Source organism: Streptosporangium subroseum (assembly GCF_900188345.1).
Taxonomy (GTDB): Bacteria; Actinomycetota; Actinomycetes; order Streptosporangiales; family Streptosporangiaceae; genus Streptosporangium; species Streptosporangium subroseum.
The window spans coordinates 75,439-99,730 of sequence record NZ_FZOD01000028.1 but is presented as its reverse complement, the minus strand read 5'-3'; the positions used below and the strand labels follow the sequence as shown (position 1 = coordinate 99,730).

Here is a 24,292-nt window from a genome sequence, read left to right as displayed (position 1 = left end):
CCCGGCGGATACGTCTAAGGATTTTTCTATGAAAATAGTAAGCGGTCTGTGGATTCTATGAGAGACGTTTCCGGGGTCCGGCCGCCATTCCTTTCCGCTCCCGGCGGACCATCGTCGCCCTCCATGGTCACCGCAGGTCAGAGAGGATTTTCGTGGGACGGGCGTAGGCCGTCGCACCGGCACCGGCGTGTCGGCGTAACGGTGGCGCGGATCTTGGTGCCCTGCGGCGCGGGGGCCGCCCTGACAAAAAATGCTTAGGGCAATCACAGATTGTTCTCAGCTTCCGGCTGCAGAGTGCTTCATGTGTAAGCGGCCTCCGTGAGCCGGGTATCAAAATCCGGTCGGGCCGTTCATGATTGGAATTACGCCATGCGTTTCGCTAAGCCTCTTGCGGCCACCGTCCTCGGCATGACCCTGATCGGCGTCCCGTTCGCGGGTAGCGCGCTCGCCGACAGCGGTTACAAGCCGGCCCCCACCAAGCACGCGGCGCCGGCCAAGCCCGCCAAGCCCGCCAAGTACAACTCCAGCGTGACCTCGCTCAGGGCCTCGGTCAGCCCCGGTGAGGTCAAGCAGGGTGGCTCCTACACGGTGTCGATCCTCGCCCGTGGCGCGGCAGACGGCGCCACCGCCACCGTGACGAGCCCGCAGGGCAGGAGCTACTCGGTGACCGTCACGGGCCAGAAGGCCTCGAAGACCCTCACCGTCGCGTCGGATGCCGAGCTCGGCGACAAGACGGTGACCGTCACCGTCGGCAACAAGACCGCCACGGCCGAGTTCACCGTCATCAGCACCAAGAAGCACAGGAATCACAAGTAGCGTGACCGTGTGGGCCGCTGACCTGCCCGCCGTCAGGTGAATCGTCGCATAGGCCGGCCCCTCCCCGGAGGGGCCGGCCTATGCGTTTCACCGCGGAGATTGGAATCGACTGGGCCGAGGAGTTTCATGTCGTCACCCTCGGCCGCCCCGATGAGGGAGGGACGACGGCGACGGGAAGATCCGGCGGGAGGGGTGTGTGCGTCCGCACGGGGTTCTCAGTCCGTGCCACTCGCGTGCCAGTAAGGCCGGGAAACAAGGGGGAATCACGGGGGCTCACGGGCAGGATAAGACCGCCTCTGACCTGGCTTGTAGCAGCTCACAGGGTCGCGTACCGAGATCTTCCAAACTGGCGGTCTAGGTCCCCTCAGATCCCACACCGCTACGCTTGCTAACGGGCTCTTTCGGACAGCAGTCCCGCCCACCCTTGGGCTGTCCTTGGGCATGACCCGCCCTGGCGATTCCCTTCCTCGCGCTGGAGTCCCTGCTCGGTTTCGCCGGCCTGGGCGCCGGAGCCGCCGTGATGATGCTCATCGGCAACCCGCTGTCCGGCATGACCGGCCCCTACTGGCTGCCCACCGGCTGGGCCACCCTCGGCCAGCTCCTGCCCCCGGCGCCTCCGGCGGCCTGGTCCGCGCCATCAGCTTCTTCGACGGCACCGGAGCCGGCATCCCCGCCCTGACCCTGGCCGAATGGTGTCGCCGACGGCGGCCTCGTGCAGCAGTGTGGTGAAGCCTGCGCGGTCGAGGGAGAGTTGCCGGCTGGAGGTGGCGGGATCTTCGTAGACGGGGGCGCCTGCGGCCAGCAATGCGGTGAGGGCGTGCCGCTGGCGGGCGTCGGTCTGCTTGTCGGTGGAGTGCCGCAGGTAGACCAGGTCAGCCACGCCCGGCATCCGCGGAGTGGTTGCTGGTGAAGGGGATCTCCGTGCCGTTCCAATCGGTCTGCTTGACCAGGGCCATCGTGTCCCCTTCCCGAAGGTCGGCCTTGTGGTAGCCGGTGGGTGTCTGCGCGACCACTTTAAGGGGGCGGAAAGGGGAGGCGGAAGTCTGTATCGGATTCCATTGGATCGACCGGCCGTTTCCGCAGGTGGCGGACGGCGGCTTGATTGGATCCGCTTATGGGGGCGAAATTGACTGATTCAGCCCCCCCGCTCTTCATTCGACAGGTATCCAGACGATCACCACCGTGCCGAATGCGGCGGGGTCGCGGGAGATCGCGGGTGGGTGGTCCTCATAAGTGCAGGCGATGCGGGCGGCTGACTGTCACCCGGTTCAGCCGAGGCGATGCCGACATCCAATCCGCTGAGTCGGGACATTCGGTTCACGCGGCGATGTATCGATCCCAGGCTGAGCCGTGGAGGTGTCCCGGCGGTAGCTTGCGGCCGTAGGCGACCAGCAGGAGGTCCTGGGCGGTGCCGGTTAGGGGTGTGCCGGTGCCGAAGGACCACTCGAGGTCGTCGGCGCGCAGTTCGACGCCGTCGAGATCGGCTCCGAAGAATTTAAGGGTCCGGGGAGTGACGTGCTCCAGGAGGACGCGCACGCGGTCTTCCGGGACGCGTCGGTCGATGCCGAGGGCAACGGTGATGTCCAGGCCGTGGATCACATCGTGGCCCAGGGCGGCCGTGATGCCGCCGACCGGTGGCTTCCAGGGGTGACCTGCGTTGTCGCGGATCGCGCTGACCAGTTCGGCCGTGGACAGGGTGGCCGCGTCCTGGAGGGCCCGCCGGTCTGCCATCCGGTTGATGTCACCCCGCGCCTTGATGAGTTCGAGCACCATCCTGGGCAAGGGATAGCGGAATCCCATCGACATGTGAGCCGCGACCTCTCGTACGCGCCATCCGGCGCACAAGGTCGGTGCGTCCCACTGCGCCGGTGTCAGGTTGTCCAGCATCGCCGCCAGTTCCCGGTGTTCGATCGCGATTGCGGTGGTGATGTCCATGGTTGTGCTCTTTCTTGGGAGTTCAGTGCCCCCGTTGGCCGCTCCGGGCCTGGGTCGGCTCGCCGCGATCAGGGGTGGCCAGGATCAGGTCGGTGGTTGATCAGCCATTGAGGAGAAAGGTCAGCGCGTCTGACACGAACCGCTTGTCGGTGAATGTCGCGGCGTGACTTGTGCCGGGGTAGCTGATCAGGCGCGCGCCGGGGATGCCGCGAGCGGTCTGGCGGGCCAGTTCCAGCGGGTAGACGAGGTCTTCCTCGCCTTGGATCAGCAACGTGGGAGCTTTGATGTCGTGCAGTCGCCCGCGCAGGTCGTAGGCGTCTTCGGCGTTGAGCATGGTGGCGGCGTCGGTGTGGTCCTTGCGGCCGTCGGCTACCCAGCCCAGAGCCTTGACGAGGGCTCGGCCGATCGCCGACTCGGTCACCAGTTCGGCCAGGGCGGGGCTCGGGCGTTGTCCGCGGCGTGCCCGGTCGACGTAGGCACGCTGGGCGCGTTTGCCGATCGGCCCGAGCGTGCATGCCGTTCCGCCCAGGACCAGGCGGGCGACCAGGTGGGGGTGGTCGGCGGCGAGCTGGAGGGCTATCGAACCGCCGGTGGACATGCCGAGCACGTTCACCGACTCGGAGAAGGTTGCCTCGATCGCCCCGGCGTAGTGGGCGGCCAGCTCGGCCATGGTCGTGGTCGGCGACAGCCCGGGCCGGCGGGTGAGGACGTGAACGGTGAAGTGCTCGGTGAAGGGCCCTACCGTTCGCATCAGGTAGCGGCGTCCCAGGCCGGTCGGGATGGCGGCCTCTGGCGTGAAGAGCAGGACGATCAGCGGCGGTCCGGCGCCGATCGACAGGCACGGCAGTCCGCTCATCATCATGCCGCCCCTTCTGCCAGGTGGAAGGCGGCGGCCAGAGCGGCACCCAGCTGGACAGCGACCAGCTTGCGCAACTCGATCGGCAGGCCGGGCGGGTCCGCTTCGGCCTGGCCGTACCACGTCTCGAACTGCTCGGCGAGCAGACGTCGTTGCTCGCGGACGGCCGACGTCAGGTTGCCCGCGGCGATCTCCGCGTCCAGCATGCGGAGGAAGGTCCCGAGCGGGCGCAGCCGCATCAGGTGCAGCATCTGGCGGTTGCCGAACTCCTCGGCGACCGTGGCCGGGCGGGCCAGATCAGGCATGGTCTCTTCGAGTTCGCCGAGCTTGCGGAAGGTCTCCAGCGTGTTCTCGGTCGAGCGGCGGAACGGCGAGCGCACGCTCAAGTCGCCGGCGACAGCCCGCATGCCCGCCAGGATCGTGTCGATCAGGTCGCGCCGGGCCGCCCCCTCGGCGAGGACCTGCCCGTAGGTGCGGCCCGTCGGGCTCTGGTCGGCCACGCGTTCGTCGGCCCAGGTCGGCACCTCGGTGACCAGATGCAGCGCGCCGAAGGCGGCCGAGTAGTCGGCGCTGCTGCCGCCCGAGCCGAAGGCCTTGCCCACCTGCGCCCCGGGCGGGGTCAGGTAGACGGCGGGGACGATCGGTTCGGCGCCGGGCAGCTCCGGCTCGCCATGGTGCAGCGGGAGACCTTCCAGGCCGGGCAGGGCGGCCAGCCGCCGCGCCAGCGTCGCATCGTGGCGGTTGAGGTAGAAGAACGCGCCCTGGTACTCACCGTTGTGCAGCGAGCAGACCAGCGACGGGCGTACCCCGTCCATGAGGCGCATCAGCGCCTGCGTTTCCGGCAGCGGCTGGTCGAAGCGGTAGGCGTCCGTGGTCAGCGGGAAGGTCCACTCGACCTGGTCGGCCAGGTCGGGACGGTAGAAGTGCTCGGCGTAGGCGCGTCGGTCGCCCGGCCTGGCGTACCAGCCCTCGTTCAGCCGGGCCCCGTCCGGGTCCGCGCACGCCACGACGTGCCAGCGAAGGCCCAGCTCTGCCTGGAGTTTCGAGTCCTCGCAGAGCAGTTTGATCAGCGTGAGGGCGGTCAGGGCCCCGACAGGCTCGTTGGGATGCGGCCCAGCGATCACCACCGCGTCCGCCGGCCCGTCGCCGACGGTGACAGCGTGCAGCGGCTCACCCAGCCGCGAGTCGCCGATGCGGCACAGCCGCACTTGGTCGGGGCGGGCGGCTGCCAGCTCCTGCAGCTCGGCCTGGAGGGCATCGACGGTCGGGAACACGGCACAGCCGGGGTCACGGCTCATGTGCTCAGCAGCATTCATAATGATATTACTGTAATAATAAGATTATGAGAATGACAAGAGCCGAGGCCAAGGAGCACAACCGGCAGGCCCTGCTGGCCGCCGCGCGCCTGATCGTCGCCCGCGACGGCCACCGGGCCAAGCTGGAGGAGATCGCCGAGCAGGCCGGCCTGACCACCGGCGCCGTCTACTCGCTGTTCGGAAGCAAGAACGGACTGCTCGTCGCTCTGGTCACCGACTACCTCGGCCCGCACTACGACGGCATCGAGCAGGCCGTCCCCGACGACATGAGCCTGGTCGAGGCGGTGGAGGTCTTCGCCCGCCACTACCGCCGCCTGTGCGACGACCCCGACGCGCTGCGCCACCTGTCGTTCGAGATCAGCATTCAGGACCTGGCCCTGCGCGATCCCCAACTGGCGCCCAGGCTTGCCACCTCCGTCCAGGCACATGAGGAACGCCTGACCGCGCTGCTGTCCGGCAGGCTCAACCACGGGAACGCCCTCACACCGCGCCAGGCGCAACGCCTGGCCACGGCGCTGCGAGCGCTCCTGGTCGGCCTTAGTCAGGGTGTCATCCTCGGCCTCGCCGACGCCGCCCCCGGTGACTATTTCGCCGCCACCGCCCGCGCCCTGATCACCCCGGACGTCCTTGGACCGCCCTGACATCCCCGCCCGGGCACAGGAAGCGGTCCGACGTAGCCGAATCGCCAATCACGCCGACGGCTTGCACTCTGTCCTCGTCCCCCGAAACACCGCAGCCGCCTCATAACAAACTCACCGTGGAGGACAGCAACCTGGCTGCATCGGAGTCTGACCCTCTGCCATCGCTCAACCCCATCCCCACGTCCGGTGATCAAGACCGATCACCCTGACACATCGGGACGGGCGGCGGGAGATGGATCAAAACTCCGGACACCTAGAGAATGTCCTCTTCCCAATCCGGCTCGTCGGGGTTGCGAAGCTGCCGGACTCCGGCAGGACCAAGGTCGGGCTGGGCGAAGGAGTAGGTGCCGATCACGTTGATGTGCTGGCGGACGAAGGGTGACAACCGCGCGACGTCTTCCCCTGCCAGCGGATAGCCCTCGGCCTTGAGCTGATCGAGAGCCCGGTCCATGTAGAAGGTGTTCCACAGCGTGACGCAGTTGAGCACCAGGCCGAGCGCGCCGAGCTGGTCTTCCATGCCCTTGTAGTAGCGCTGGTAGATCTCGCCTTTTCTGCCGTGGAAGATCTTCCCCGCCAGTGCATGGCGGGATTCTTGCAGGTTGCGCACGCCCTTGATGTCGCGCCGATAGGGCTCCTCCACGGCGTAGGTGAGGATATGGAGGGTCTTGAAGATCCGCCCGTAGTGGGCGATCGCCTCCCCGAGCGGAGTTGGGTTGCCGTCCCGCTGGATCATGCGCATCACGTCGTAGGCGCGGATCTCACCGGTGTAGATCGACACCACGATGCGCAGGATGTCGCTCCAATGCCGCTTGATCTTTTCCAGGTCGATCTTCCCGCGCGCGAAGCGGGACAGGCTGCCGTAGTCGGCGTCCTGGATGCGCCAGCCCTTCTGGTCGGGGATATCGGCCAGCGCGGGCCGGTACTGCATACCCAGCAGGTGGACCAGGCCGAACACGACGTCGCTGTAAGATCCGGTGTCGGTCACCAGAACCTCAGGGCGTGGTCCGCCGTCCCGCCGGAACGCCACATCGATCATGTGGAGCGAGTCGCGCACGGTCCCGGTGACGACCTTCGCCCCGAGCCCCACTCCACGGTCGTTGATCATGTTGAGCCACGTGACACCGCGCGAACGGCCGAAGAACTTCTTGTTCGGGCGGGTGTAGATCGAGGGCACCGGCACCACGAACCGCATCCCGTCGATCGCCGCGACCAGCCCACCGCCGAGCGCCTGGGCGAAACCGATCTTGCCCTGCTCATCAATGAGCGGACCGTTGCCCAGAGTGTAGGTCTCCGCCGACAAGCAGTTCTGCACCACATGCGACAACCGGCCGCGCTCCAACGCCGGCGTGCCCGCCTTCACCACCGGCGCGTACCCAATATTCAGGGACTGCGCCGTCAGGCAGGCCGCGACCGAGACGTGGAAGTCGGCGAGCTTGCTCACCCCGCCGGCTACCGAGGTGAACGCGGCCTCGAACTCCGGAACCCGGCCCATCACCTCCAGCAGTAACTCGGGCAGATCCACCCGCGGCAACATCGCGAGAACTCGCTTGCGCAGGTCGATCAGGGACGGCGGCTCCGGAAGGGCGGCCAGCTTGGCCACGTGCAGCCGTCCCTCCCCATCCACGCTCACATCCACACCATCCTGCCCGGCCCGGCCCGCGACATCGTTGAGCGCCAGATGCAGCACCAGCGCGTGCTCGGCAAGTAACCGCCCGGGATCCTCGGGAAGCTGGAGGTCGACCAGCGCCGGACCCTTGGCCGCCTCCCACTTCGCACCGTCCAGCAGCTGCCCGCGTGGATCCCGCCAGCGCGCCGAGGCCTCGGCATAGACGTCGCGGCGCTTGAGGTGCCGATGAAACTGGGTGAGCACGCACATGGTGTAGGCGTTCTTGTCCACGGTGCTGCCATTCGGCAAGCTCTTGAACACCAGCCGCTTCCAGGACCCAGTCACCAGCTCGGGGTCGATGTCGGCCTCGGTCACCTTCTTCTTGCGGCCGTCCAGCAGCCGGGGCAACTGCTTCATCGCCGCGAGCGCCCGCGCGCCCTCAGCGTTGGCACCGAACTCGATCACCGTGGTCAACGTCTTGAGGAACCCCGACACGGTGGCGATCCGCGAGGCCAGCAGCGCCCGCATCTCACCGTCGGCATCGACGTCGGGCGACGGCACCATCTCGGTCACCGCTGCGACCGCCTCCCGCAACTCCCGCCGGGGCACGATCGCGTCGATCGCCTCCCACACCTGATCCAGCCTGAGTTCCTCGCCGTACTCGGTGACCTCCAGCAGGGTTTCCACCGCTGCGGCCAGCGTGGCCGAGTGCTTGGCCAACTTCGGATGCTGGCGTACCCGCTCCTTGTCGGTCGCGGTCTCGGCCTTGCCGACCAGTTCGGTGGTGACCAGCAAATCCAGCATCTCCAGACAGTCGTCGACCGCCTTGCCCTCCAGATAGATCACCGTGGCCAGCAACGTGGCGAGCTGGCGAGAGGGGCCATGGCGGCGCAAAGTCGTCGCCGTGGCCTGCATGCCGTACCGCGCCAGGTCGACCATCCGCCGGTGCGGCACCTCCGGCGGCAGCGGCATGACCCCCAGCCCCACACCGAGGGTTTCCGCAGCGAGCTCCAGCGCCTTCTCCAGATTCCTGCGCGAGGGCGCCGCCGGGCCCTTGCGCCAGCGCTCCAGGTTCGAGGAGCGCCGGCCCTCGGGCACCTCCAGCAGCATCTCCAGGATCACCCGCTGCCGCGGCGACAGCACCCCGCGCAGCGCGCCATAGAGACGGTCGGTGGCCTCATCCCGCACCCGGGCGACCAGCCGTGCCAGCGTGGTCACACCCGGGAGCAGTACCTTGTTGGTGCGCAGCCACATCACCCCGTCATAGAAGATCGTCTTCTTGCCGTCGCCGGTGTTCCACGCCCTCGCGCTCGCCCACACGATGAAATCCGCCTCTGCCTGGGAGAACTCCTTCAGCGCGTATGCCTTGCGGATCGCCTCCTGGTGCTCGAACGGCGTGCTGCGCCGCTCGGTGTATTGGTTGGTCTGCGAGACATCCTCGATCCCGAGTTGCTCGCCGAGGTACACCAGCACCTCGTCGGGCACGTCCAGCGGGTCGGTCAGAAAGCGCCCGACGTAGCGGGCTGTCGTTAATTGGAGGGCGAAGCCGAGGCGGGCGTGTGTCCCACGCCGTTCGGCGATCAGCGCCCGATCCGCGTCGTCCAGGTAGAAGAACCGCTCCAGCTCCGCCTGCGACGGAGCACCCGAGAAGCGGTCATAGGCGGCCGCCTCACCATCACTCAAGAACTCAACCGGCATAGACGCCGAAGGTAGGACAGTCTCAGCAAGCAGGACGAGCGGAAGATCAAATAGTTAGCTGGAGCCACCCGCTAACGGGACTTTTCGTTCGGATGCTCGTCATGCCCCGGTGAGCCGGTCCACCACGAACTCGAACTTTCCGTCCATCGCCGGGCGCGCGATCAGCTAGTAACGGTCCTGCGACGACCGTTGGGCGAACCACTCGGACAGCACGGGATCGTCGAAGTCCGGATACGAGCGGAGCAGGATGCCGAGCGCGGCGGCATTGGATTCCACCTGGCGCGAATCCGCGTCCGCCAACGACACCAGGTCGGAGTAACTGCCCTGATCGGTGGTGATCACCTCGGGGTGCTCGACCGCGTCCAGGCGGTGGATGGCGTCCAGGATGAACAGCGAGTCCCGCAACGTGCCGGGCACCAGCAGACCCCCAGCTCATCACCTTGTCCGAGACGGTGTTCAACCAGGTCGAACCTCTCGCCGCTTCCTGATCCCGAAATAGAGAGGTGACGGGCGGGCGTACAGGGGGTGCCGTTGACGAGCGGCGATCCAGGTGACAAGTAACCCGCGAGTAGCTTTCGGATCGAAGATGGGGTCGCCGTAACATCCGCCGAAAAACAACACATATGCCTGCACTCGGGGAGCTTCCGAACGGACAGTCCGTTACGGAAGGTCGCCGCACCGGGCGCGTCCGTGTCCGCCGTGCACCGCGCTGCGCTCGCCTCCATCCCGTTCACCAGCGCCTCGCCAGCTAAATGGGACTTCTCGTTCCATTTCTACCCGTGGGCCGATTCGGGTAGGTACGTGGCGGTTCTCAGCCGGTTGGCGCTCCGCTTCAGATCTGGCCGTGCAGCATTCGCAGCAGGTGGTCGAGGACGCGTCCGCTACTGGCGCGAAGCCCGTCGTGCTCGTACTCGTTGGTCGCCCACAGCCGTAGGCCCCTGATGGTCTCAGCGGTCTGCAGCGAGTGAGTGGCATCGACGTACATGTCGTCGAGGTAGACGGCGGCGGCCACGGGGACGTCGTTCGCGGCCAAGCGCTGAGGATCGTAGAGGTCGGGCCAGTCCCCGCGGGCGAACAACGCCTCGGCCGGCTCGCGCAGGGGCGCGAGCCAGGGTTGGTCGAAGTGGAACCGGTAGGTCATCTCGCCGGTGAACAATATCGGGTCGCCCCCGGCCAACGCCATGCGCGCGTCAAACTGGGGAAACTCGCCGCGCACCCGCTGAGCCGCCCAGTTCGTCGCGCCGGTGCCGCGCTGGGCGTAGGAGAGTTCATGCATGAGCGGGTTCAGCGGCAGTTGGGCGTAGCTGAGGAAAGCCGCGGCGCGGGCGAGGAACCTGTCGGACAGCTCCGCTCCGGCCCAGGTGTCTTCGAGAAGGTAGTGCAGCACGTCCGCGCCGTCGCTCATGCCGAGCATCAGCCCGAGCGACTGGAAGGCCTCGACGGTGAGCAAGGATCCGTCCGGCATCGGTGCCGGACGCTCGATCAGGTGCGCGGCGATGCGGCGGACCGAGGCGGCGTCCTGCGGGTACCGGCGATAGTACGCGGTGTTCTTGCGGTGCACGCGCGGATAGGCGGCACGGTAGGCCTCGTCGGCGGTGACGCGCAAACCGGGAAGACCGCCGGTGATTATTGCCTCGCGCAGGCCCTCGGGCGCGAACGAGAGGTATGTGACGGTGCACATGCCGCCGAAGCTCTGGCCGAGCACCGACCACGGTTCGTCGGTCAGTTCGCGCCTGATCAGTTCGGCGTCGCGGACAATGGCGTCGGCGCGGAAATGGGTGAGGTAGTCGGCCTGCGCGGCGGGCTCGCCACGAGCCGAAAGCGTTTGACGGGTGATCGGACTGGAGCGGCCCGTGCCGCGCTGGTCAAGCAGTAGGACGCGGTAGTCGTCGAGTGCGCGGTCCAGCCAGGAGTCCCGGCCGACCGGACGCGGCGGCAGCATGCCGGGGCCGCCTTGCAAAAACAGCAGCCAGGGAAGCCGCTCGCGCTCGCGTCCGGTGGCCACCACCTCGCGAGCGTAGATCTCGATGTGCTCGCCATCCGGCCGATCATGGTCGAGGGGGACGGAGAAGAGATGATCGGTCAATGTGACACCGGGCATGGAAGGCTCCTTTGCGGCAATGGAGTGATCTTGATACGGGCACTGCTTCGGCGTACGTTAAACACCGTCGCGGCGTCAAGCGTGCCTCGGCTGTGCGAGGATGCTGATGGCGTTAGCCGCGATGCTCAACCAGGCGGCCACGTCGAGCTTCTGTCCCAGAACGAGCGCACCAACGGCTGCGGCGAGCACCGGGTTGACGCTCATGAACAATCCGAACGCCTCTGCGGGAACGCGGCGCAGCGTGAAGGCAAGCGACCCGATCGCGGCGCCGAGCTGGGTCGAAAGGCCGCTGGCGAGCATCGTGCAGACCCCGGCTATGGGCACGGCGCCCCGTTTCGTGGGCAGGACTGCCCGGTCTGCTGGGCGAGTGGGGGGCTGCTTGCATGCATCGATCCTGTGCCACGCCGGACCATGCGCAAAATGCATGGAGACCGCCCACTATACGATTCGGTTATGGATGTCGAGCTGCGTCACTTGCGCTGCCTCGTCGCGATCGTGGACGAGGGCACGTTCACCGACGCCGCGATCGCTCTGGGTGTCTCACAGGCTGCGGTCTCCCGCACACTTTCGGCGCTCGAGAAGCGCCTCGGCGTACGGCTGCTGCGACGTACGTCCCGCGAAACCTCGCCGACTGCGATCGGACTACGCGTCGTGGCGCACGCCCGGCGCGTGCTGGCCGAGGTCGACAACCTGGTACAGGAAGCGACATCGGGCCACGTCGAACTGCGTATCGGCCACGCCTGGTCGGCACTCGGCCGACTCACACTCGCCTTTCAACACCGGTGGCGGGAATCGCACCCGGAAACGCAACTGCACCTGCTTCGCATCAACTCCCCGAGCGCCGGCCTGGCCGAGGGCACCGCGGACCTTGCGGTCATGCGTAGGCCGCTGGAGGACCGCCGCTTCGAGGGCGCCATCGTGGGTCTGGAAGCACGCTGGTGCGCGATGGCCGCCTCCGACCCCCTGGCGCGGCGCCGCTCGGTGCATCTGGCCGATCTCAGCAGCCGCGTCCTGCTCGTTGATCAGCGCACCGGGTCGACCAATGCGGATTTGTGGCCCGCGGACGCGCGCCCCGCGACACAGGAGAGCCGCGAGATCGACGACTGGCTCACGGTCATCGCCACCGGTCGCTGCGTGGGGGTTACCGCGCAGTCCGTCGTTGACCAATATCCAAGGCCCGGCATCGTCTACCTGCCGGTGCGCGACGCCGAACCGGTCGCCGTACGACTGGTCTGGTGGCGCGACGACCCCCACCCGGCCACCCGCACCGTGCTCGAGCTTCTTACCGAGCTTTACCGCACATGACCGATCGAGTGTGCTTCGAACATGCAGAATCTTGTGGGTGCGCCTCTTTGACGGCGCGTTGGATGGGTATCAAGCCGTCGAGATGGCGTGAGGCGTGGTTGGGCTCTCGTTCTTGGTGAAGGTGGAAGTCCCAGCAGGGGTCGAAGTCGCCGTTGGCGTGCAGGGCGCGTAGGCGTACCCTCCAGGCCCCAGCGGGCGCCGGTGAAGTTCATCCTGTCTTTGACTAGGTAGCGGCAGGCGCCCTCGATCATTCCGGTGGCGATGGGGTAGCCATTGGTCAGGGCGGTGGGGTAATCGAGGTAGGCCCACTGCTCCCGAACGTATCCGAGGCCGCCGAGTATCCGCTTCGTGGCAGGTGAGAAGCCCGATCGGCAGATCGTTCGCCCGCATCCTGGGGGATGTACCGAATAATGTGCTCGATCCGTACACGGGGATCAGTAGCTGACGTGCAGGTCACACGGCCTGACGCGGCGTCATGTACGTGATAGCCAGTTATCCCGCACATCGAACTGGACGCGCTCGCTACATGGGACTTCAGGGGGTCTCCGTAGTACTCGCCGAAAATCGGGTGGATATGGCTGAGTAGGCTTCTGGGCTGGGAATCTGTGGGCTCACTGGAGGTCGTTCTTGGCTACGCAGGTGTTCGCCGACGGGGGTTTCCGGAGATCGTGAGCCGTCTTAGCGACTGAGAAGGACCAGAGGCGCATTCCAGCATGCAGGGCAAGAATGGGTCATAGCTGTGCGGCCGTGCGGATCAGCCCGGCGAGGGCGAGGGAGTGGCTGTGCGTGGGCCAGGCGATGTGGGTAACGATGGGGGGCGCGTCGGTCAAGGGGACGGCGGTGTGCTCGGCCCATAGCCAGGCTCGGGCGGAGTCGGGGATGACGGCCACGGTGCGTCCGAGGGCGATCAGCTGGGCCAGCTGCGTCTGGTCGTGGATCTCGGGGCCCGGGCCGGGTGGGTACGTGCCGTGGCGGGGCCAGCGGGCGAGCGGAAGATCGGGGACGTCGCTGACGTCGGCCAGGGACAAAGTCTTGCGCGCGGCGAGGGGGTGCCTGGCGGGCAGGATAGCGATCTGCCCCTCGGTCAGCAGTTCCTCGCTGTCGAACCCGGCGAGGGAGTTGTACGGCGCCTGCATGAGCGCCACATCAGCGCGGCCATCGCGCAGCAGCCCTTCCTGCTCACCAATGCCGCACGGCAGCACCTCGATCTCGGCGGCGTCGGGCTCGGCCGCGTAGGCGTCGAGGAGCTTGTGCAGCAGTTCGTGAGACCCGGCGGCCTTCACCGCCAGCACCAGGCGATTGCGGGGGCCACCCGGACCATCAGCGCCACCGGCGCGACGGGTGCGGCGAGCGGCAGCGGTGGTCGCGTCGAGGGCTGCGCGGCCCTCGTGCAGCAGCACCTCCCCGGCGCCGGTCAGGGAGACACCGCGGCGGTTACGTTCCAGCAGGGAGACACCGAGGCGCCGCTCAAGCTGCTGGATCGCCCGGGACAGCGGTGGTTGGGCCATGCCGAGGCGCTCGGCGGCGCGGCCGAAGTGCAGTTCCTCGGCGACGGCTATGAAGTACCTCAACTCGCGGGTCTCCAAGGTGTCCACGGCCACAACATATCTCAGTGATACCTACCGGGTATGACAGTGCACCGTATCGGTGTTGGATGCACCGCTCGTCCGTGAGCGAACATCAACGGCATGAGCGAAACGAAGATCGCGCTGGTGACCGGCGCGAACAAGGGAATCGGGTACGAAATTGCGACCGGGCTGGGCGCCCTCGGGTACCGCGTGGGCGTGGGAGCCCGCGACGAGGCCCGGCTCGAGACCGCCGTTGAGAAGCTGCGCGCCGCCGGGGTGGACGCATTCGGGGTGCTGCTGGACGTGACCGGCGACCAGAGCGTCACCGATGCCGCGGAACTGATCGAACGGCAGGCCGGGCACCTGGACGTCCTGGTCAACAACGCCGGCATCTCAGGAGAGATGGGTCCGGGGTGGGTGCAGGACCCGACCACTCTCGACCTCGACGTGGTCCGCACGGTCGTGGAGACCAACGTCATCGGTGTCATCCGGGTGACCAACGCGATGCTGTTGCTGCTGCAGCGCTCGACGTCGCCACGCATCGTCAACGTCTCCAGTGGCGTCGCCTCCCTGAACCGGCAGGCGGACCCGGACATCGAGATCGGCCCCATTATGGCGGCCTACGCGCCGTCGAAGTCGTTCCTCAACGCCGTCACCGTGCAGTACGCCCGGCAGTTCGCCGGTACGAACATCCTGATCAACGCCGCCTGCCCGGGCCTGGTCGCGACCGACTTCACCGGCTTCCACGGGCCCCGCACTCCTGAGCAGGGCGCAGCCACAGCGATCCGGCTCGCCACGCTGCCCGACGGCGGCCCGACCGGTTCGTTCTTCGAGGACGACGGCGTCATCCCCTGGTGACCCCGAACCTGTCGTGATCATGTTGTAAGCCCTACGGCTTGTCCAGCTCCATCCGCTCTCCCCGGGGCGCTCGATGTCGCCGGCGCCTCCGCCCTGGCGCGCTATCGCGCCGAGCTCGTCGCCGGGCGCCGTGCCCGGCTCATCTGACGCGCGGTCAAAGCGCTCGGCGCTGGCCTCGTGGTCTGGCTGCTGCTCTCGCTGTGGTTCGTCGCCATGGCGGCTGCGGTCAGCGTCGCCCCAGTCCGCCCCAACCAGACCCCCGACATGGCTCATGAGTCGCCCTCGAAGCGCCGACAGCAGAAAGACGGGACCACGAATCATCCGTGGTCCCGTCGTCGGCGGGGTCTCTCGTGCTGCCGCGGGCTCAACAGTGCTTCGACGCCGTCCGAGTACAGGGTCCACTTCGCACCTTCCACCCAGCAGTCGCCGCTGTTCATCTTGCCCCAGGAGAACGACTTGGAGGCCGTAGACGCGCTGGCCGCGCCGTTCGAGGCGCCTCTGGCCACCCGGCCGGCCGCGGCGGCGTTGTCGGCACGCACCTGCTGGCGGACGGTGGAGGTGACGCAGACGTCGTCGCCGGAGAACGCCTCGCGCCAGACGTATCCCTGGGCGCAGGTGTGCGCGCCGAACGCGCCGGAGACCCAGCGGGAGGCCTTCACCTGGTTGTCTCGCGCGGTTTGGTCCCGTACCGCGGGGGTGACGCAGACGTGGTCGGTGGGGCGGGCCCCGCGCCAGACATAGCCCTGAACGCAGGTATCCGGGGCGGCGGCCGACATCGTGGCAACGGACGCCGCGGCGGCCGAGGCCGAGGTGGCGGGAACGGTGACGGCCAGGCCGGCCTGGTGGGCGCGCAGCCGTGCGCCAGGCCTGGGAATGGGCGGCTCCCATTAAGGCGTAGCCGACAATTCCGATGCCCAGGGTGGGACAGGGAACTCGTCGTCATGTGAAAGGCCCGTCACTATCTCTGCTCCGGAGTCAGGACGTGTCGGGTCCGGTCCCCGGTCCAGGCCGCTTCGAGGATCGCGGTCAGGCTGGCGGTGTCGGTCGGGCCTGGATGGTTCTGGATCAAGCGGGTGACGCCACTGGCCATCTCCGCGAAGCGCGGGAGGTCGGCGCGTGCCACGCCGATGTCCGCCAAGGTGGTAGGGATGCCGATGTCGGCAAGGAGCCCGTCGAGCCAGGTGAGGAACGTATCTGCGCCCTCGGCATCCGAGGCGTCGGTCACGTCGAGCCCGCACACCCCGGCGAGGATGGTCAACCGGTCGCCGATGGCATCCCTGGCCGCGTCCAGCGCGTAGGGCAGCAGCAGCCCGACGCCCAGGCCGTGCGGTGTGTGGGTGGCTGCGCCGATGGGGTACTGGAGGGCGTGCGGAGCCGCGTTGCCTGCGTGGGAAAATGCGAGCCCGGCCAGCATGGACCCGTAGGACATGTCCGCGCGCGCGTCCTTGTCGCCTCCGTCCCTGACGACACGGGGCAAGCTGCGGGCGATCCGCTCCGCGGCCAGGAGCGCGTAGTGATCGGTGATCGGGTTGCGGCCGAGGAAGACCTGCTCCACCGGGTCGCGCGGTCCGTGGGCCCGGGGTCGCGCGGTGTAGCTCTCCACCGCGTGACAAAACGCGTCGATGCCGGAGTAGGCAGTGACGGTCGCAGGGCAGGTGTAGGTGAGCTCGGGGTCGACGATGGCGAAGTCGGGCACGATGTGGACGCTGGAGACCCCCACCTTCAGCTCGCGGTCCGGGTCGGTCAGCACCGAGACGGGCGTGAGCTCGGAGCCGGTGCCTGACGTCGTCGGGACCGCGACGAGAGGAATCGTCGGCCCCGGCACCTTCGACTCGCCGTAGAAGTCGCGCGGCGTCCCACCGTGGCGCCGGATGACGCCGACGATTTTGGCGAGGTCGATCACCGTGCCACCCCCGACGGCGAGGATTACGTCGGCGTCCACCTCTGCGGCGACCGAGACGGCCAGGGCGACATCGGCGAGTGGCACGTCCGGAGTCGCGTCGGCGAACACCCCGACGACTTCGACCTTCTCCCGCACGGCGGCCACGATCTCGGCCACGCCCGGCTGCCCCAGAAGAACCCGGTCGGTCACGATGAGGACTCGCGAGCCACACTCGGCCACCACTCGTGGGATGTTCTGCGCGACCCCTTCACCCACTATCAGCTGGCGTGGTCCGCGGACGGTCTCAAGCATGTCAGTGCCTCTCTGGAACGTCGGCGGTGATTTGCTGGGCGGACGTCCAGGTCACCTGCGAGACCGGGACGGCGTCGGCAAGGTTGGCTGCCGGGTGGCGCAGGCGCGCGCCGGGCTTCCAGACTCGGTCGTGCCCGGGCGCCCTCTGGAGACCGGTCAGGTCATGTGTGCACAGGGCGCGGTGATCCTCGGCGGGCACCCGGAGCAGCGGGCCGGTCACGGTAGGTCGATCGCCGCGTAGGTGACGTCGAGGTACTCAAGGATGCCCTCGTGCGACCCCTCCTTGCCGATCCCGGACTGCTTCACGCCTCCGAACGGAGCTGACGGGTCCGAGATCAGACCACGGTTGATGCCGACCATCCCCGTCTCCAGCCCCTCGGTGAACCGGAGCGCCCGCTGGAGGTCACGGGTGAAGACGTATCCGACCAGGCCGTGCTCGGTGTCGTTGGCCTTCGCCATTACCTCGTCGTCGGACGTGAACGAGATGATCGGCGCCACCGGGCCGAAGATTTCCGCCTCCAGCATCCGCGCGTCTTCGGGCACGTCGACGAGGACCGTAGGCGGGTAGAAGTGGCCCGGCCCATCCGGACGCTCGCCGCCCACCAAGACACGGGCGCCGCGATTGACCGCGTCGGCGACGAGCTCGTCGATCTTGGTGACCGAGGCCTCGTCGATCAACGCCCCGACGTCCACACCGTCGTCGAGACCATGGCCCACCGAGAGCGCGCCCATCCGCTCGGCGAAGCGCGCCGTGAACTCCTCGCGCACCGGCTCCTCGACGTAGATTCGGTTGGCCGCGATGCAGGACTCCCCGATGTTGCGCATCTTGGCCACCATGGCACCGTCGAGCGCGACGTCCAGGTCCGCGTCGGCACACACGATCAAGGCCGCGTTGCCGCCCAGTTCCATGGAGGTGCGCAGCACGTTGTCCGCCGCCTGCCGTAGCAGCACGCGCCCGACCTCGGTCGACCCGGTGAACGAAAGCTTGCGGGTCCGACGGTCGGCTAGCAGTGCTGAGACCACCTCGCCGGCACGCTTGGTTGTCACGACGTTGACGACGCCCGGGGGAACGCCGACCTCCTCCATGATGCGGGCCAGGAACAGCATGGTGAGTGGCGTCTGGGCTGCCGGCTTGGTGATCGTCGTGCAGCCCGCCGCCAGCGCAGGAGCGATCTTGCGGGCACCCATGGCCAACGGAAAGTTCCAGGGCGTCACGAAGACGCACGGTCCGACCGGCTTCGGCACGGTGAGGATGCGATATCCACCGGCGGGAGCGGTGTTGTAGCGCCCCTCGACGCGCACCGCCTCCTCGGCGAACCAACGGAAGAACTCGGCGCCGTAGGCCGCCTCTCCCCGAGCCTCGGCGAGCGGCTTGCCCATCTCGAGCGTTATCAGCCGGGCGACCTCCTCGGATCGCTCGGTCAGTGCCCGGTACGTCGCGGTCAACAACTCTGACCGTTTTCGCGGCGGGGTCGCCGCCCACTCCGCCATTGCCTCGCTCGCCGCGTCCAGGGCGGCGAGCCCGTCAACGACGTCGGCGTCCGCCACCTCGGCGATGGTCTTGCCGGTGGCCGGGTCCTCGACGACAAAGGTGGCTCCGCCGGCGGCGTCGCGCCAGGCGTCGCCAATCCGGAGCCTCCGGTGCTCGGGGGCCAGGACGTTCATCGGGTCACTCATTGCGTCGCCTCCTGTGATGTTCTTGGTGATGTCCAGCGTGACCTCAGCGATCGCGCCACGCCCGTTGACGAACGGGTCACACGACCTCGCCGGGGTCGAGGTTGCCGAGCGGGTCGAACGTGGCCTTGGCCATGGCTGCAGGGCGACGCCCCGCGCCACCGATCGCCTTCTCGGGCCGTAGCTGCTTCTGACGGTCCGCCGAGGCTCGATTGCCACGTGCGGGCGAATGTTGACGTCGCCGCCCTGCGCGGTTACCTCCCGGCCTCGGACAGCGCCAGCCCGGTGCCCGCATCGAACAGGTGCGCACGGTCCAGGTCGACCGTGACATGCAGCCGCTCGCCCGGCGTACCGGTGACGGTGGGTCGTGCCTTGACCTTGAGGATCTCCGTCCCCACCCGGACGTCGACCACCGTTCGGTCACCGAGCGGCTCAAGGCCGTAGAGCTCACCCGACAACGACGCGTTCCCACGCTGCTCGACGGACAGGTCCTCCGCGCGAAGGCCCAGCAGCAGCGGACGACCGTCCTCAGCCGTGGTCCAGCGGGGCCGCGGCAGCGTCCAGCCTTCCGCACCGACCAGACGATCTCCCTCGGCGTGGCAGGCGAGCAGGCTGATCTGCGGGCTCCCGACGAATCCCGCGACCCACTGGTTGGCCGGCCGCTCGTACACCTCGGTCGGCGTTCCGACCTGTTGCACCTTCCCCTCCTTGAGGACCGCGACCTGGTCGGCCATGGACAGAGCCTCGACCTGGTCGTTGGTCACGTAGACGAAGGTTGCTCCGAGGCTCCGGTGGATGCGGGTGAGCTCGGTGCGCATCTCGACACGGAGCTTGAGGTCGAGGTTCGTCAGCGGCTCGTCCATGAGAAACGCGCGAGGGCTACGGACCAGCGCCCGGGCCAGGGCGACACGCTGCATCTCACCGCCCGACAACTGCGCCGGACGACGCTTCAGCAGACGTTCGATGTGCAGCAGGTTCGACATCTGCTCGACGGCAGCGGCGATCTCGCTCGAAGAACGGCGGCGTGCCCGCAGCGGCGAGGCGATGTTCTCGTACACCGTGTGTCGCGGGTAGAGGGCGTAGCTCTGGAAGACCATGGCCAGGTCGCGTTCGGCCGGGGTGTCACCGGTCGCGTCCCTCCCGTCCAGATGCACCGACCCGGCGTCAAGCTTCTCAAGGCCGGCGATCGCTCGCAGGGTTGTCGTCTTGCCTGCCCCGGAGGGTCCGAGCACGACGAAGAACGATCCGTCCGGCACGTCCAGCGTCACCCCGTCCAGGGCCTGGACTTTGCCGAAGGACTTGCACAGCCCGTGCGCTGCCACGGTTCCCATCAGGCCACCAGCTCTTCCGTGTTCACGTCGTAGACCACCGGGGGCCCGCCGGTGTGCCGCAGCCCGACCGGTGCGTCAGTGGCGAAACGGACAGTCAGTGGCATCCGAACCCGTACGTCGCGCTGGCCGCCGTAGTCGACCACGTAGATGATTTCGTCGCCCAGCCACTCCGCCGAGACCACGCGGGCCGGGACCGAACCTTCCGCCCCTGGTTCTGTGACTTCCAGCGCCTCCGGCCGGACGCCTGCGACCAGGGAACGGTCGCGCGGCAGGCCTGGCGGTGGCGTGAGGACCAGTCCGCCCTTACTGCGCAGCTTCCCGTCGGCCACCTCCACCTCGATCAGGTTCATCGGCGGGGAGCCGATGAATGCGGCGCAGAAGAGACTCGCCGGACGGTCGTAGACCTCCAGCGGCGTGCCGATCTGTTCGACGCGGCCCTTGTTGAGGATGGCGATTCTGTGACCGAGCGACATCGCCTCGACCTGGTCGTGGGTGACGTAGACCATCGTCGTTCCCAGCTCCCCCTGCAGGTGCTTGATCTCCGTGCGCATGTCCGCCCGCAGCTCCGCGTCCAGGTTGGTGAGAGGTTCGTCCATGAGGAACGCGCGCGGACGTCGCACCAGGGCGCGAGCGAGCGCGACGCGCTGCTGCTCCCCGCCGGACAACCGGTTCGGTCGCCGGTCCAGGAGCGGACCGAGCCGCATCAGCCGGGCGGCCTCGGCGACCCGATCCTCCACCTCCGGCTTGGGCAGTCCCTCGGCCCGCAAGGGGAACGCCAGGTTGTCGCGGGTTCTCAGATGCGGGTAGAGAGCGTAGAACTGGAACACCATGGCGATGTCGCGCTCGGCGGGCGGCAGGTCGTTGACCAGCGTGTCGCCGATGCGGATGTCGCCCGTCGTCTGCCTCTCCAGGCCGGCGATGGCCCGCAGCGTGGTCGTCTTGCCGCAACCCGAAGGGCCGAGCATCACGAACAGTTCGCCGTCGCCGATGGACAGGTCCACGTGTTCGACCGCGACCGTCCCGTCCGGGTAGCGCTTGTGCAGGGCGGTCACCTCGATGCCCGCCATCAGCGTCGCACCGCCCCGAGCGTCACACCGGCGATGAGGTGCTTGCGCACCAGGTAGGCGAAGACGAGCACCGGTAGGGCGAACACCACGGAGGCGGCGGCCACGAGGCCCCAGTCCACAGTGGTTCCACCGATGAGGCCGGCGATGGCGGGTGGGGCCGTCCGCACGGTGTCACTGGAGGTAAGGAAGATGGCGAACACGAACTCGTTCCACGAGAAGATGAGGGCGAAGACCGCCGTCGCGGCGATACCGGGCACGAGCAGGGGAAGGGTGAATTTCCAGAACGCCTGCAAGCGGGTGTAGCCGTCGAGCATGGCGGCATCCTCGTACTCCGCGGGCACCTCGTCGACGAACCCCTTCATCATCCAGATCGTGAACGGGACGTTGAAGGCGGCGTAGATGAGGATCAGGCCGAGCTTGGTGTCGATGAGTCCGACCTGGCGGTACATGAGGAAGATCGGGATAACGACCACCACGGGCGGCATGAAGCGGGTGGACAGGATGAAGAACAGTTGGTCCTTCTTGGCCTTCACGGAGAAGCGCGAGTAGGCCCAGGCCGCCGGGACCCCCAGCACGGTGGCCAGCACCGTGGAGACCCCGGCGACCACGACGGAGTTGAGGAACGCGACGGACAAGGTCGAACGACCGCCGCCGGAGGCGACGAACACGTCCTTGAAATGGTCCAAGGTGACCGTGAAGTCGAAGAACTTGGCCGGGATGGCGTAGACGTCCCGGTTCTCCTTGATGGACGTCTCGATCATCCACAGCACCGGGAAGAGCATCACGACGGCCAGCACGGTCAGCAGCGCGATCTCCAGCACGGAGCGGCCCCGGCCGCCGAAGCGGCGCGCGGCGGGCGTGCGATCCCGGACAGGACCTGTGGACACGGCCTCGTCGACGGAGACGGCCATCAGTCCTCCTTGAGCTTGTTCAAGTAGCGCAGGTAGAGCTGCGTGAGGACGATGACGATGAGGACCATGAGGATCCCGTACGCCGAGGCGGTTCCGGTGTTGAAGCCCAGGAACGCCACCTTGTAGACGTGGAACGACAACGTCTCGGTGGAGACCCCCGGACCTCCGCTGGTGAGGATGTAGACGAGGTCGAACAGCCGGAAGGCCTCGATGGCCCTGAACAACACGGCGATGAGGAGTAGCGGCCACACCAGCGGAAGAGTGATGGTGCGGAACCGGAACCACTCGGACGCCCGGTCGATCGAGGCGGCCTCGTACAAGTACTTGGGGACCGCGGTAAGGCCCGCAAGTGCGATGAGCATGATGAACGGCGTCCATTGCCAGGTGTCGACCACGATCAGGGAAATCAATGCCGTCTGCTGCCGGGTGAGCCACTCCACCTGCCCCAGGCCGAGCGAGCCGAGCATGCTGTTGATCACACCGAATTGCGCGTCGAGCATGAATTTCCAGAACAGCCCGACCACGACCTGCGACAGCATCATCGGAACCAGGAACAGAGTGGTCAGCAGTCCTCGCCCGTGCGTGCGCCGTGAGATCAGGTAGGCGATGGCGAAACCGAGCACGGTCTGCAGGGCGACCGCGCCGACCACGTAGATCAACGTCGTCAAGGCCCTCAGGTGGACCTGCGCCGAAGTCAGGATGGCGGTGTAGTTCTCGAACCAGACGAAATGGGCCGACCCTCCGCGGGTGGCCGAGTAGTCGGTGAAAGACAGGTACAACGCCCACAGCAATGGGAACACCGACATTGCGAGCAACAGCAGCAGCGCCGGGGAGATGAAGGCCACGGCGAGCCAGCGGTCGCTCAACCGGCGGGACCGACCCGGTGCAGGCGGCGTCGCGGACGCCACCTGCCCCGGGTGGTCGGTCGTCAGAGGGACGGGGCCACTCACAGTCCGCCGCCGCCCTTGCGGTTGCCGGAGTCGAGTACGCCCTGCTGCTCCTTGGCGATGTCGTCGAGCGCGTCCTTCGGCGGCTTCGCGCCGTTGAGAGCCGCGTTCACGTTGGTGTTCTCAATGTCGACGAGGCGCGCGTACTCGGGCACGTTCCACATGTCCCGCATCCGCGTAACCGAGTCGGCGTACACCTTGTTGAACGGCCCGGCGTTGAGGAACTCGGGCGACTCCAGGGCGTCCGTACGCGCCGGCACGCCACCGGCCGCGGCCCACTTCTTCTGGATGTCAGCCTGCTCGAACCACTTCATGAAGTTCAGGGCCTCCGCCTGGTTCGCCGCGGGAGAATAGGCCGACACGTGCATCCCCATGCCGCCGAGAGGCACCAGGTTCGTCTTCTGGCTCGGCAGGGTGGCGAAACCCAGCTTGTCGAGAATCTGCTCCCGCGTGGTGCCGAGCGTCGACTGCTTCGGGTCGAGCAGGCCGCCGCTCGCGGCGATCCAGTTGAACGCGATGCATGCCTTGCCCTGGGCGACCGCCGCGTTCACCTCGTCGATGAACCAGTTGCCGGAGCCCTTGGCGGTCAGCGGCTTCATCTTGTTGACCAGGACGTCCATCGCCTCCTGGCCCGCAGCGTCGTTCATGACGCCGTCGATCTTGCGCGTCTTGGAGTCCCAGAGGTTGCCGCCGTAGACGCCGTTGACCGTGTTGTAGGTCACGGCCGCGGCGTCGGAGCCGTTGGCCTGGTGGAAAGCCAGCCCGCTGACGCCGGGGTTGTCCGCCTGGCACTTCGCGGCGACTGAGATCATCTCGTCCCACGTCTGCGGCGGCTTGTCACCGATCAGGTCCTTGCGGTAGATCATCGTCCAGGTGTCGCCGAGCAGCGGCAGTCCGTACAGGCTGGCGTTTTCGTCGCGCTTCCCGGTCTCCGCCTGGGGGTACTGGCCATAGGCCGCCAGGAGGTACGGGTTGTAGGCCTTGACGTCGATGTTCTGCTTGACGAAGTCGGTGATGTCGAGGATGTTGCCGTTCGTCACGGCCTCGCCGATGTGCTGCGAGTCCAGGATCGGGATGTCGAAGTCGGTCTTGTGCGCTGCGAACTGGGTGAACATCGCGTCGTGCCAGTTCGCGTTCGGCACGGTGTTGACCTTGATGGTCACGTTCGACCGCTGCTTGGTGTACTCCGCGTTCGCGAAGTCTTCCAGCGCGTGGGCAGGGGGCCAGTCGAACCAGATGAAGCTGAGGGTCAGCGGGTCCTTGGTGAGCTCCGGGATGGTCGCCGGTGCCTTGGGGGCGCTCGCCTTCGCGCCGTCGTCCTGGCCGCCGCAAGCCGCCACGGTCGTGGCCACCAACATGGCCGCCGTCGCCAGCTGCACCTTTCGACCGGGAACGGACAGTCGTCCTATTCGCTTTGGATACCGCATCTTCTTGCCTGCTTTCTGGGGGGTGGACTTCTGAAGCCTTG

General features: G+C 67.5%; 23 protein-coding genes and 1 pseudogene. 5 read left to right on the top strand and 19 right to left on the bottom strand.

Annotated features, from left to right (window positions below; translation table 11 throughout):
- The first annotated feature begins 369 nt into the window (after window positions 1-369).
- The gene (locus tag CHC08_RS25870; protein WP_089209960.1) at window positions 370-816 is read left to right on the top strand and encodes a hypothetical protein; all 447 of its coding nucleotides are present in this window, start codon (window positions 370-372) and stop codon (window positions 814-816) included.
- A 637-nt stretch (window positions 817-1,453) separates the two neighbouring features.
- On the opposite strand, the gene CHC08_RS25860 is transcribed toward CHC08_RS25870, so the two are convergent.
- The 5 genes from CHC08_RS25860 to CHC08_RS25845 all read right to left on the bottom strand — a co-directional run bounded on the left by CHC08_RS25860 (window position 1,454) and on the right by CHC08_RS25845 (window position 4,923).
- Window positions 1,454-1,696, bottom strand: a complete 243-nt coding sequence (locus CHC08_RS25860) for a recombinase family protein (protein ID WP_089209973.1) — start codon at window positions 1,694-1,696, stop codon at window positions 1,454-1,456.
- The gene (locus CHC08_RS49730) at window positions 1,689-1,829 is read right to left on the bottom strand and encodes a hypothetical protein (RefSeq protein ID WP_179282206.1); all 141 of its coding nucleotides are present in this window, start codon (window positions 1,827-1,829) and stop codon (window positions 1,689-1,691) included. Before CHC08_RS49730 ends, CHC08_RS25860 begins: the two co-directional genes overlap by 8 nt.
- A 304-nt stretch (window positions 1,830-2,133) precedes the next feature.
- On the bottom strand, window positions 2,134-2,751 hold the full coding sequence (locus CHC08_RS25855; protein ID WP_089209959.1) for a maleylpyruvate isomerase family mycothiol-dependent enzyme: 618 nt from the start codon (window positions 2,749-2,751) through the stop codon (window positions 2,134-2,136).
- Between the two features lie 100 nt (window positions 2,752-2,851).
- Entirely contained in the window at window positions 2,852-3,613 is a 762-nt protein-coding gene (locus tag CHC08_RS25850; protein WP_089209958.1) for an alpha/beta fold hydrolase, read from the bottom strand.
- Complete coding sequence (locus tag CHC08_RS25845; RefSeq protein WP_089209957.1) at window positions 3,610-4,923, bottom strand: M14 family zinc carboxypeptidase; 1,314 nt, start codon at window positions 4,921-4,923, stop codon at window positions 3,610-3,612. Before CHC08_RS25845 ends, CHC08_RS25850 begins: the two co-directional genes overlap by 4 nt.
- Before the next feature lie 26 nt (window positions 4,924-4,949).
- Here CHC08_RS25845 and CHC08_RS25840 point away from each other — a divergent pair, with 26 nt between their 5' ends.
- A complete protein-coding gene (locus tag CHC08_RS25840; RefSeq protein WP_245878568.1) occupies window positions 4,950-5,564 on the top strand; it encodes a TetR/AcrR family transcriptional regulator in 615 nt (204 codons plus the stop codon).
- Window positions 5,565-5,817: 253 nt separating this feature from the next.
- Here CHC08_RS25840 and CHC08_RS25835 read toward each other — a convergent pair whose 3' ends face one another.
- The 4 genes from CHC08_RS25835 to CHC08_RS25820 form a co-directional block, all read right to left on the bottom strand.
- Window positions 5,818-8,868 (bottom strand): Tn3 family transposase, encoded by a 3,051-nt coding sequence (locus CHC08_RS25835; protein ID WP_089209955.1) that lies wholly within the window; start codon window positions 8,866-8,868, stop codon window positions 5,818-5,820.
- A 165-nt stretch (window positions 8,869-9,033) separates the two neighbouring features.
- Window positions 9,034-9,285: a hypothetical protein gene (locus tag CHC08_RS25830; RefSeq protein ID WP_089209954.1), complete on the bottom strand. Its 252-nt coding sequence runs from the start codon at window positions 9,283-9,285 to the stop codon at window positions 9,034-9,036.
- Between the two features lie 415 nt (window positions 9,286-9,700).
- Window positions 9,701-10,969, bottom strand: a complete 1,269-nt coding sequence (locus CHC08_RS25825; RefSeq protein ID WP_089209953.1) for an alpha/beta fold hydrolase — start codon at window positions 10,967-10,969, stop codon at window positions 9,701-9,703.
- A 75-nt stretch (window positions 10,970-11,044) separates the two neighbouring features.
- Window positions 11,045-11,269 carry a hypothetical protein gene (locus tag CHC08_RS25820; RefSeq protein ID WP_218825479.1) on the bottom strand — a complete coding sequence of 75 codons (225 nt, stop codon included), beginning with the start codon at window positions 11,267-11,269 and terminating at the stop codon, window positions 11,045-11,047.
- A gap of 153 nt (window positions 11,270-11,422) precedes the next feature.
- Here CHC08_RS25820 and CHC08_RS25815 point away from each other — a divergent pair, with 153 nt between their 5' ends.
- Entirely contained in the window at window positions 11,423-12,274 is an 852-nt protein-coding gene (locus CHC08_RS25815; protein ID WP_089209952.1) for a LysR family transcriptional regulator, read from the top strand.
- On the opposite strand, the pseudogene CHC08_RS51690 reads toward CHC08_RS25815, so the two are convergent.
- Window positions 12,252-12,573 (bottom strand): annotated as a pseudogene (locus CHC08_RS51690) (hypothetical protein); the annotation flags it as partial. The gene CHC08_RS25815 and the pseudogene CHC08_RS51690 overlap by 23 nt on opposite strands.
- Window positions 12,574-13,005: 432 nt before the next feature.
- Window positions 13,006-13,869: a LysR family transcriptional regulator gene (locus CHC08_RS25805; RefSeq protein WP_089209972.1), complete on the bottom strand. Its 864-nt coding sequence runs from the start codon at window positions 13,867-13,869 to the stop codon at window positions 13,006-13,008.
- Window positions 13,870-13,962: 93 nt separating this feature from the next.
- On the opposite strand from CHC08_RS25805, the gene CHC08_RS25800 reads away from it, so the two are divergent.
- Window positions 13,963-14,700: an SDR family oxidoreductase gene (locus CHC08_RS25800; RefSeq protein WP_089209951.1), complete on the top strand. Its 738-nt coding sequence runs from the start codon at window positions 13,963-13,965 to the stop codon at window positions 14,698-14,700.
- 317 nt (window positions 14,701-15,017) lie between these two features.
- Here the strand turns inward: CHC08_RS25800 and CHC08_RS25795 are convergent, their stop codons facing one another.
- Together CHC08_RS25795 and CHC08_RS25790 are read right to left on the bottom strand one after the other, a co-directional pair.
- Window positions 15,018-15,476: a hypothetical protein gene (locus CHC08_RS25795; RefSeq protein ID WP_143653346.1), complete on the bottom strand. Its 459-nt coding sequence runs from the start codon at window positions 15,474-15,476 to the stop codon at window positions 15,018-15,020.
- 182 nt (window positions 15,477-15,658) lie between these two features.
- Window positions 15,659-16,894 carry an iron-containing alcohol dehydrogenase gene (locus tag CHC08_RS25790; RefSeq protein ID WP_089209949.1) on the bottom strand — a complete coding sequence of 412 codons (1,236 nt, stop codon included), beginning with the start codon at window positions 16,892-16,894 and terminating at the stop codon, window positions 15,659-15,661.
- On the opposite strand from CHC08_RS25790, the gene CHC08_RS48535 reads away from it, so the two are divergent.
- On the top strand, window positions 16,893-17,135 hold the full coding sequence (locus CHC08_RS48535; protein WP_143653345.1) for a hypothetical protein: 243 nt from the start codon (window positions 16,893-16,895) through the stop codon (window positions 17,133-17,135). The genes CHC08_RS25790 and CHC08_RS48535 overlap by 2 nt on opposite strands.
- Here CHC08_RS48535 and CHC08_RS25780 read toward each other — a convergent pair.
- The 6 genes from CHC08_RS25780 to CHC08_RS25755 form a co-directional block, all read right to left on the bottom strand.
- Window positions 17,111-18,571 (bottom strand): NAD-dependent succinate-semialdehyde dehydrogenase, encoded by a 1,461-nt coding sequence (locus CHC08_RS25780; RefSeq protein ID WP_089209947.1) that lies wholly within the window; start codon window positions 18,569-18,571, stop codon window positions 17,111-17,113. The genes CHC08_RS48535 and CHC08_RS25780 overlap by 25 nt on opposite strands.
- 251 nt (window positions 18,572-18,822) lie before the next feature.
- Window positions 18,823-19,899 (bottom strand): ABC transporter ATP-binding protein, encoded by a 1,077-nt coding sequence (locus CHC08_RS25775; RefSeq protein WP_089209946.1) that lies wholly within the window; start codon window positions 19,897-19,899, stop codon window positions 18,823-18,825.
- Window positions 19,899-20,966, bottom strand: a complete 1,068-nt coding sequence (locus CHC08_RS25770; protein WP_089209945.1) for an ABC transporter ATP-binding protein — start codon at window positions 20,964-20,966, stop codon at window positions 19,899-19,901. The genes CHC08_RS25775 and CHC08_RS25770 overlap by 1 nt, the downstream gene beginning before the upstream one ends.
- Entirely contained in the window at window positions 20,966-21,877 is a 912-nt protein-coding gene (locus CHC08_RS25765) for a carbohydrate ABC transporter permease (RefSeq protein WP_089209944.1), read from the bottom strand. The genes CHC08_RS25770 and CHC08_RS25765 overlap by 1 nt, the downstream gene beginning before the upstream one ends.
- Entirely contained in the window at window positions 21,877-22,743 is an 867-nt protein-coding gene (locus tag CHC08_RS25760; protein ID WP_218825478.1) for a carbohydrate ABC transporter permease, read from the bottom strand. The genes CHC08_RS25765 and CHC08_RS25760 overlap by 1 nt, the downstream gene beginning before the upstream one ends.
- Before the next feature lie 80 nt (window positions 22,744-22,823).
- Window positions 22,824-24,203: an extracellular solute-binding protein gene (locus CHC08_RS25755; protein ID WP_218825477.1), complete on the bottom strand. Its 1,380-nt coding sequence runs from the start codon at window positions 24,201-24,203 to the stop codon at window positions 22,824-22,826.
- Window positions 24,204-24,292 lie beyond the last annotated feature (89 nt).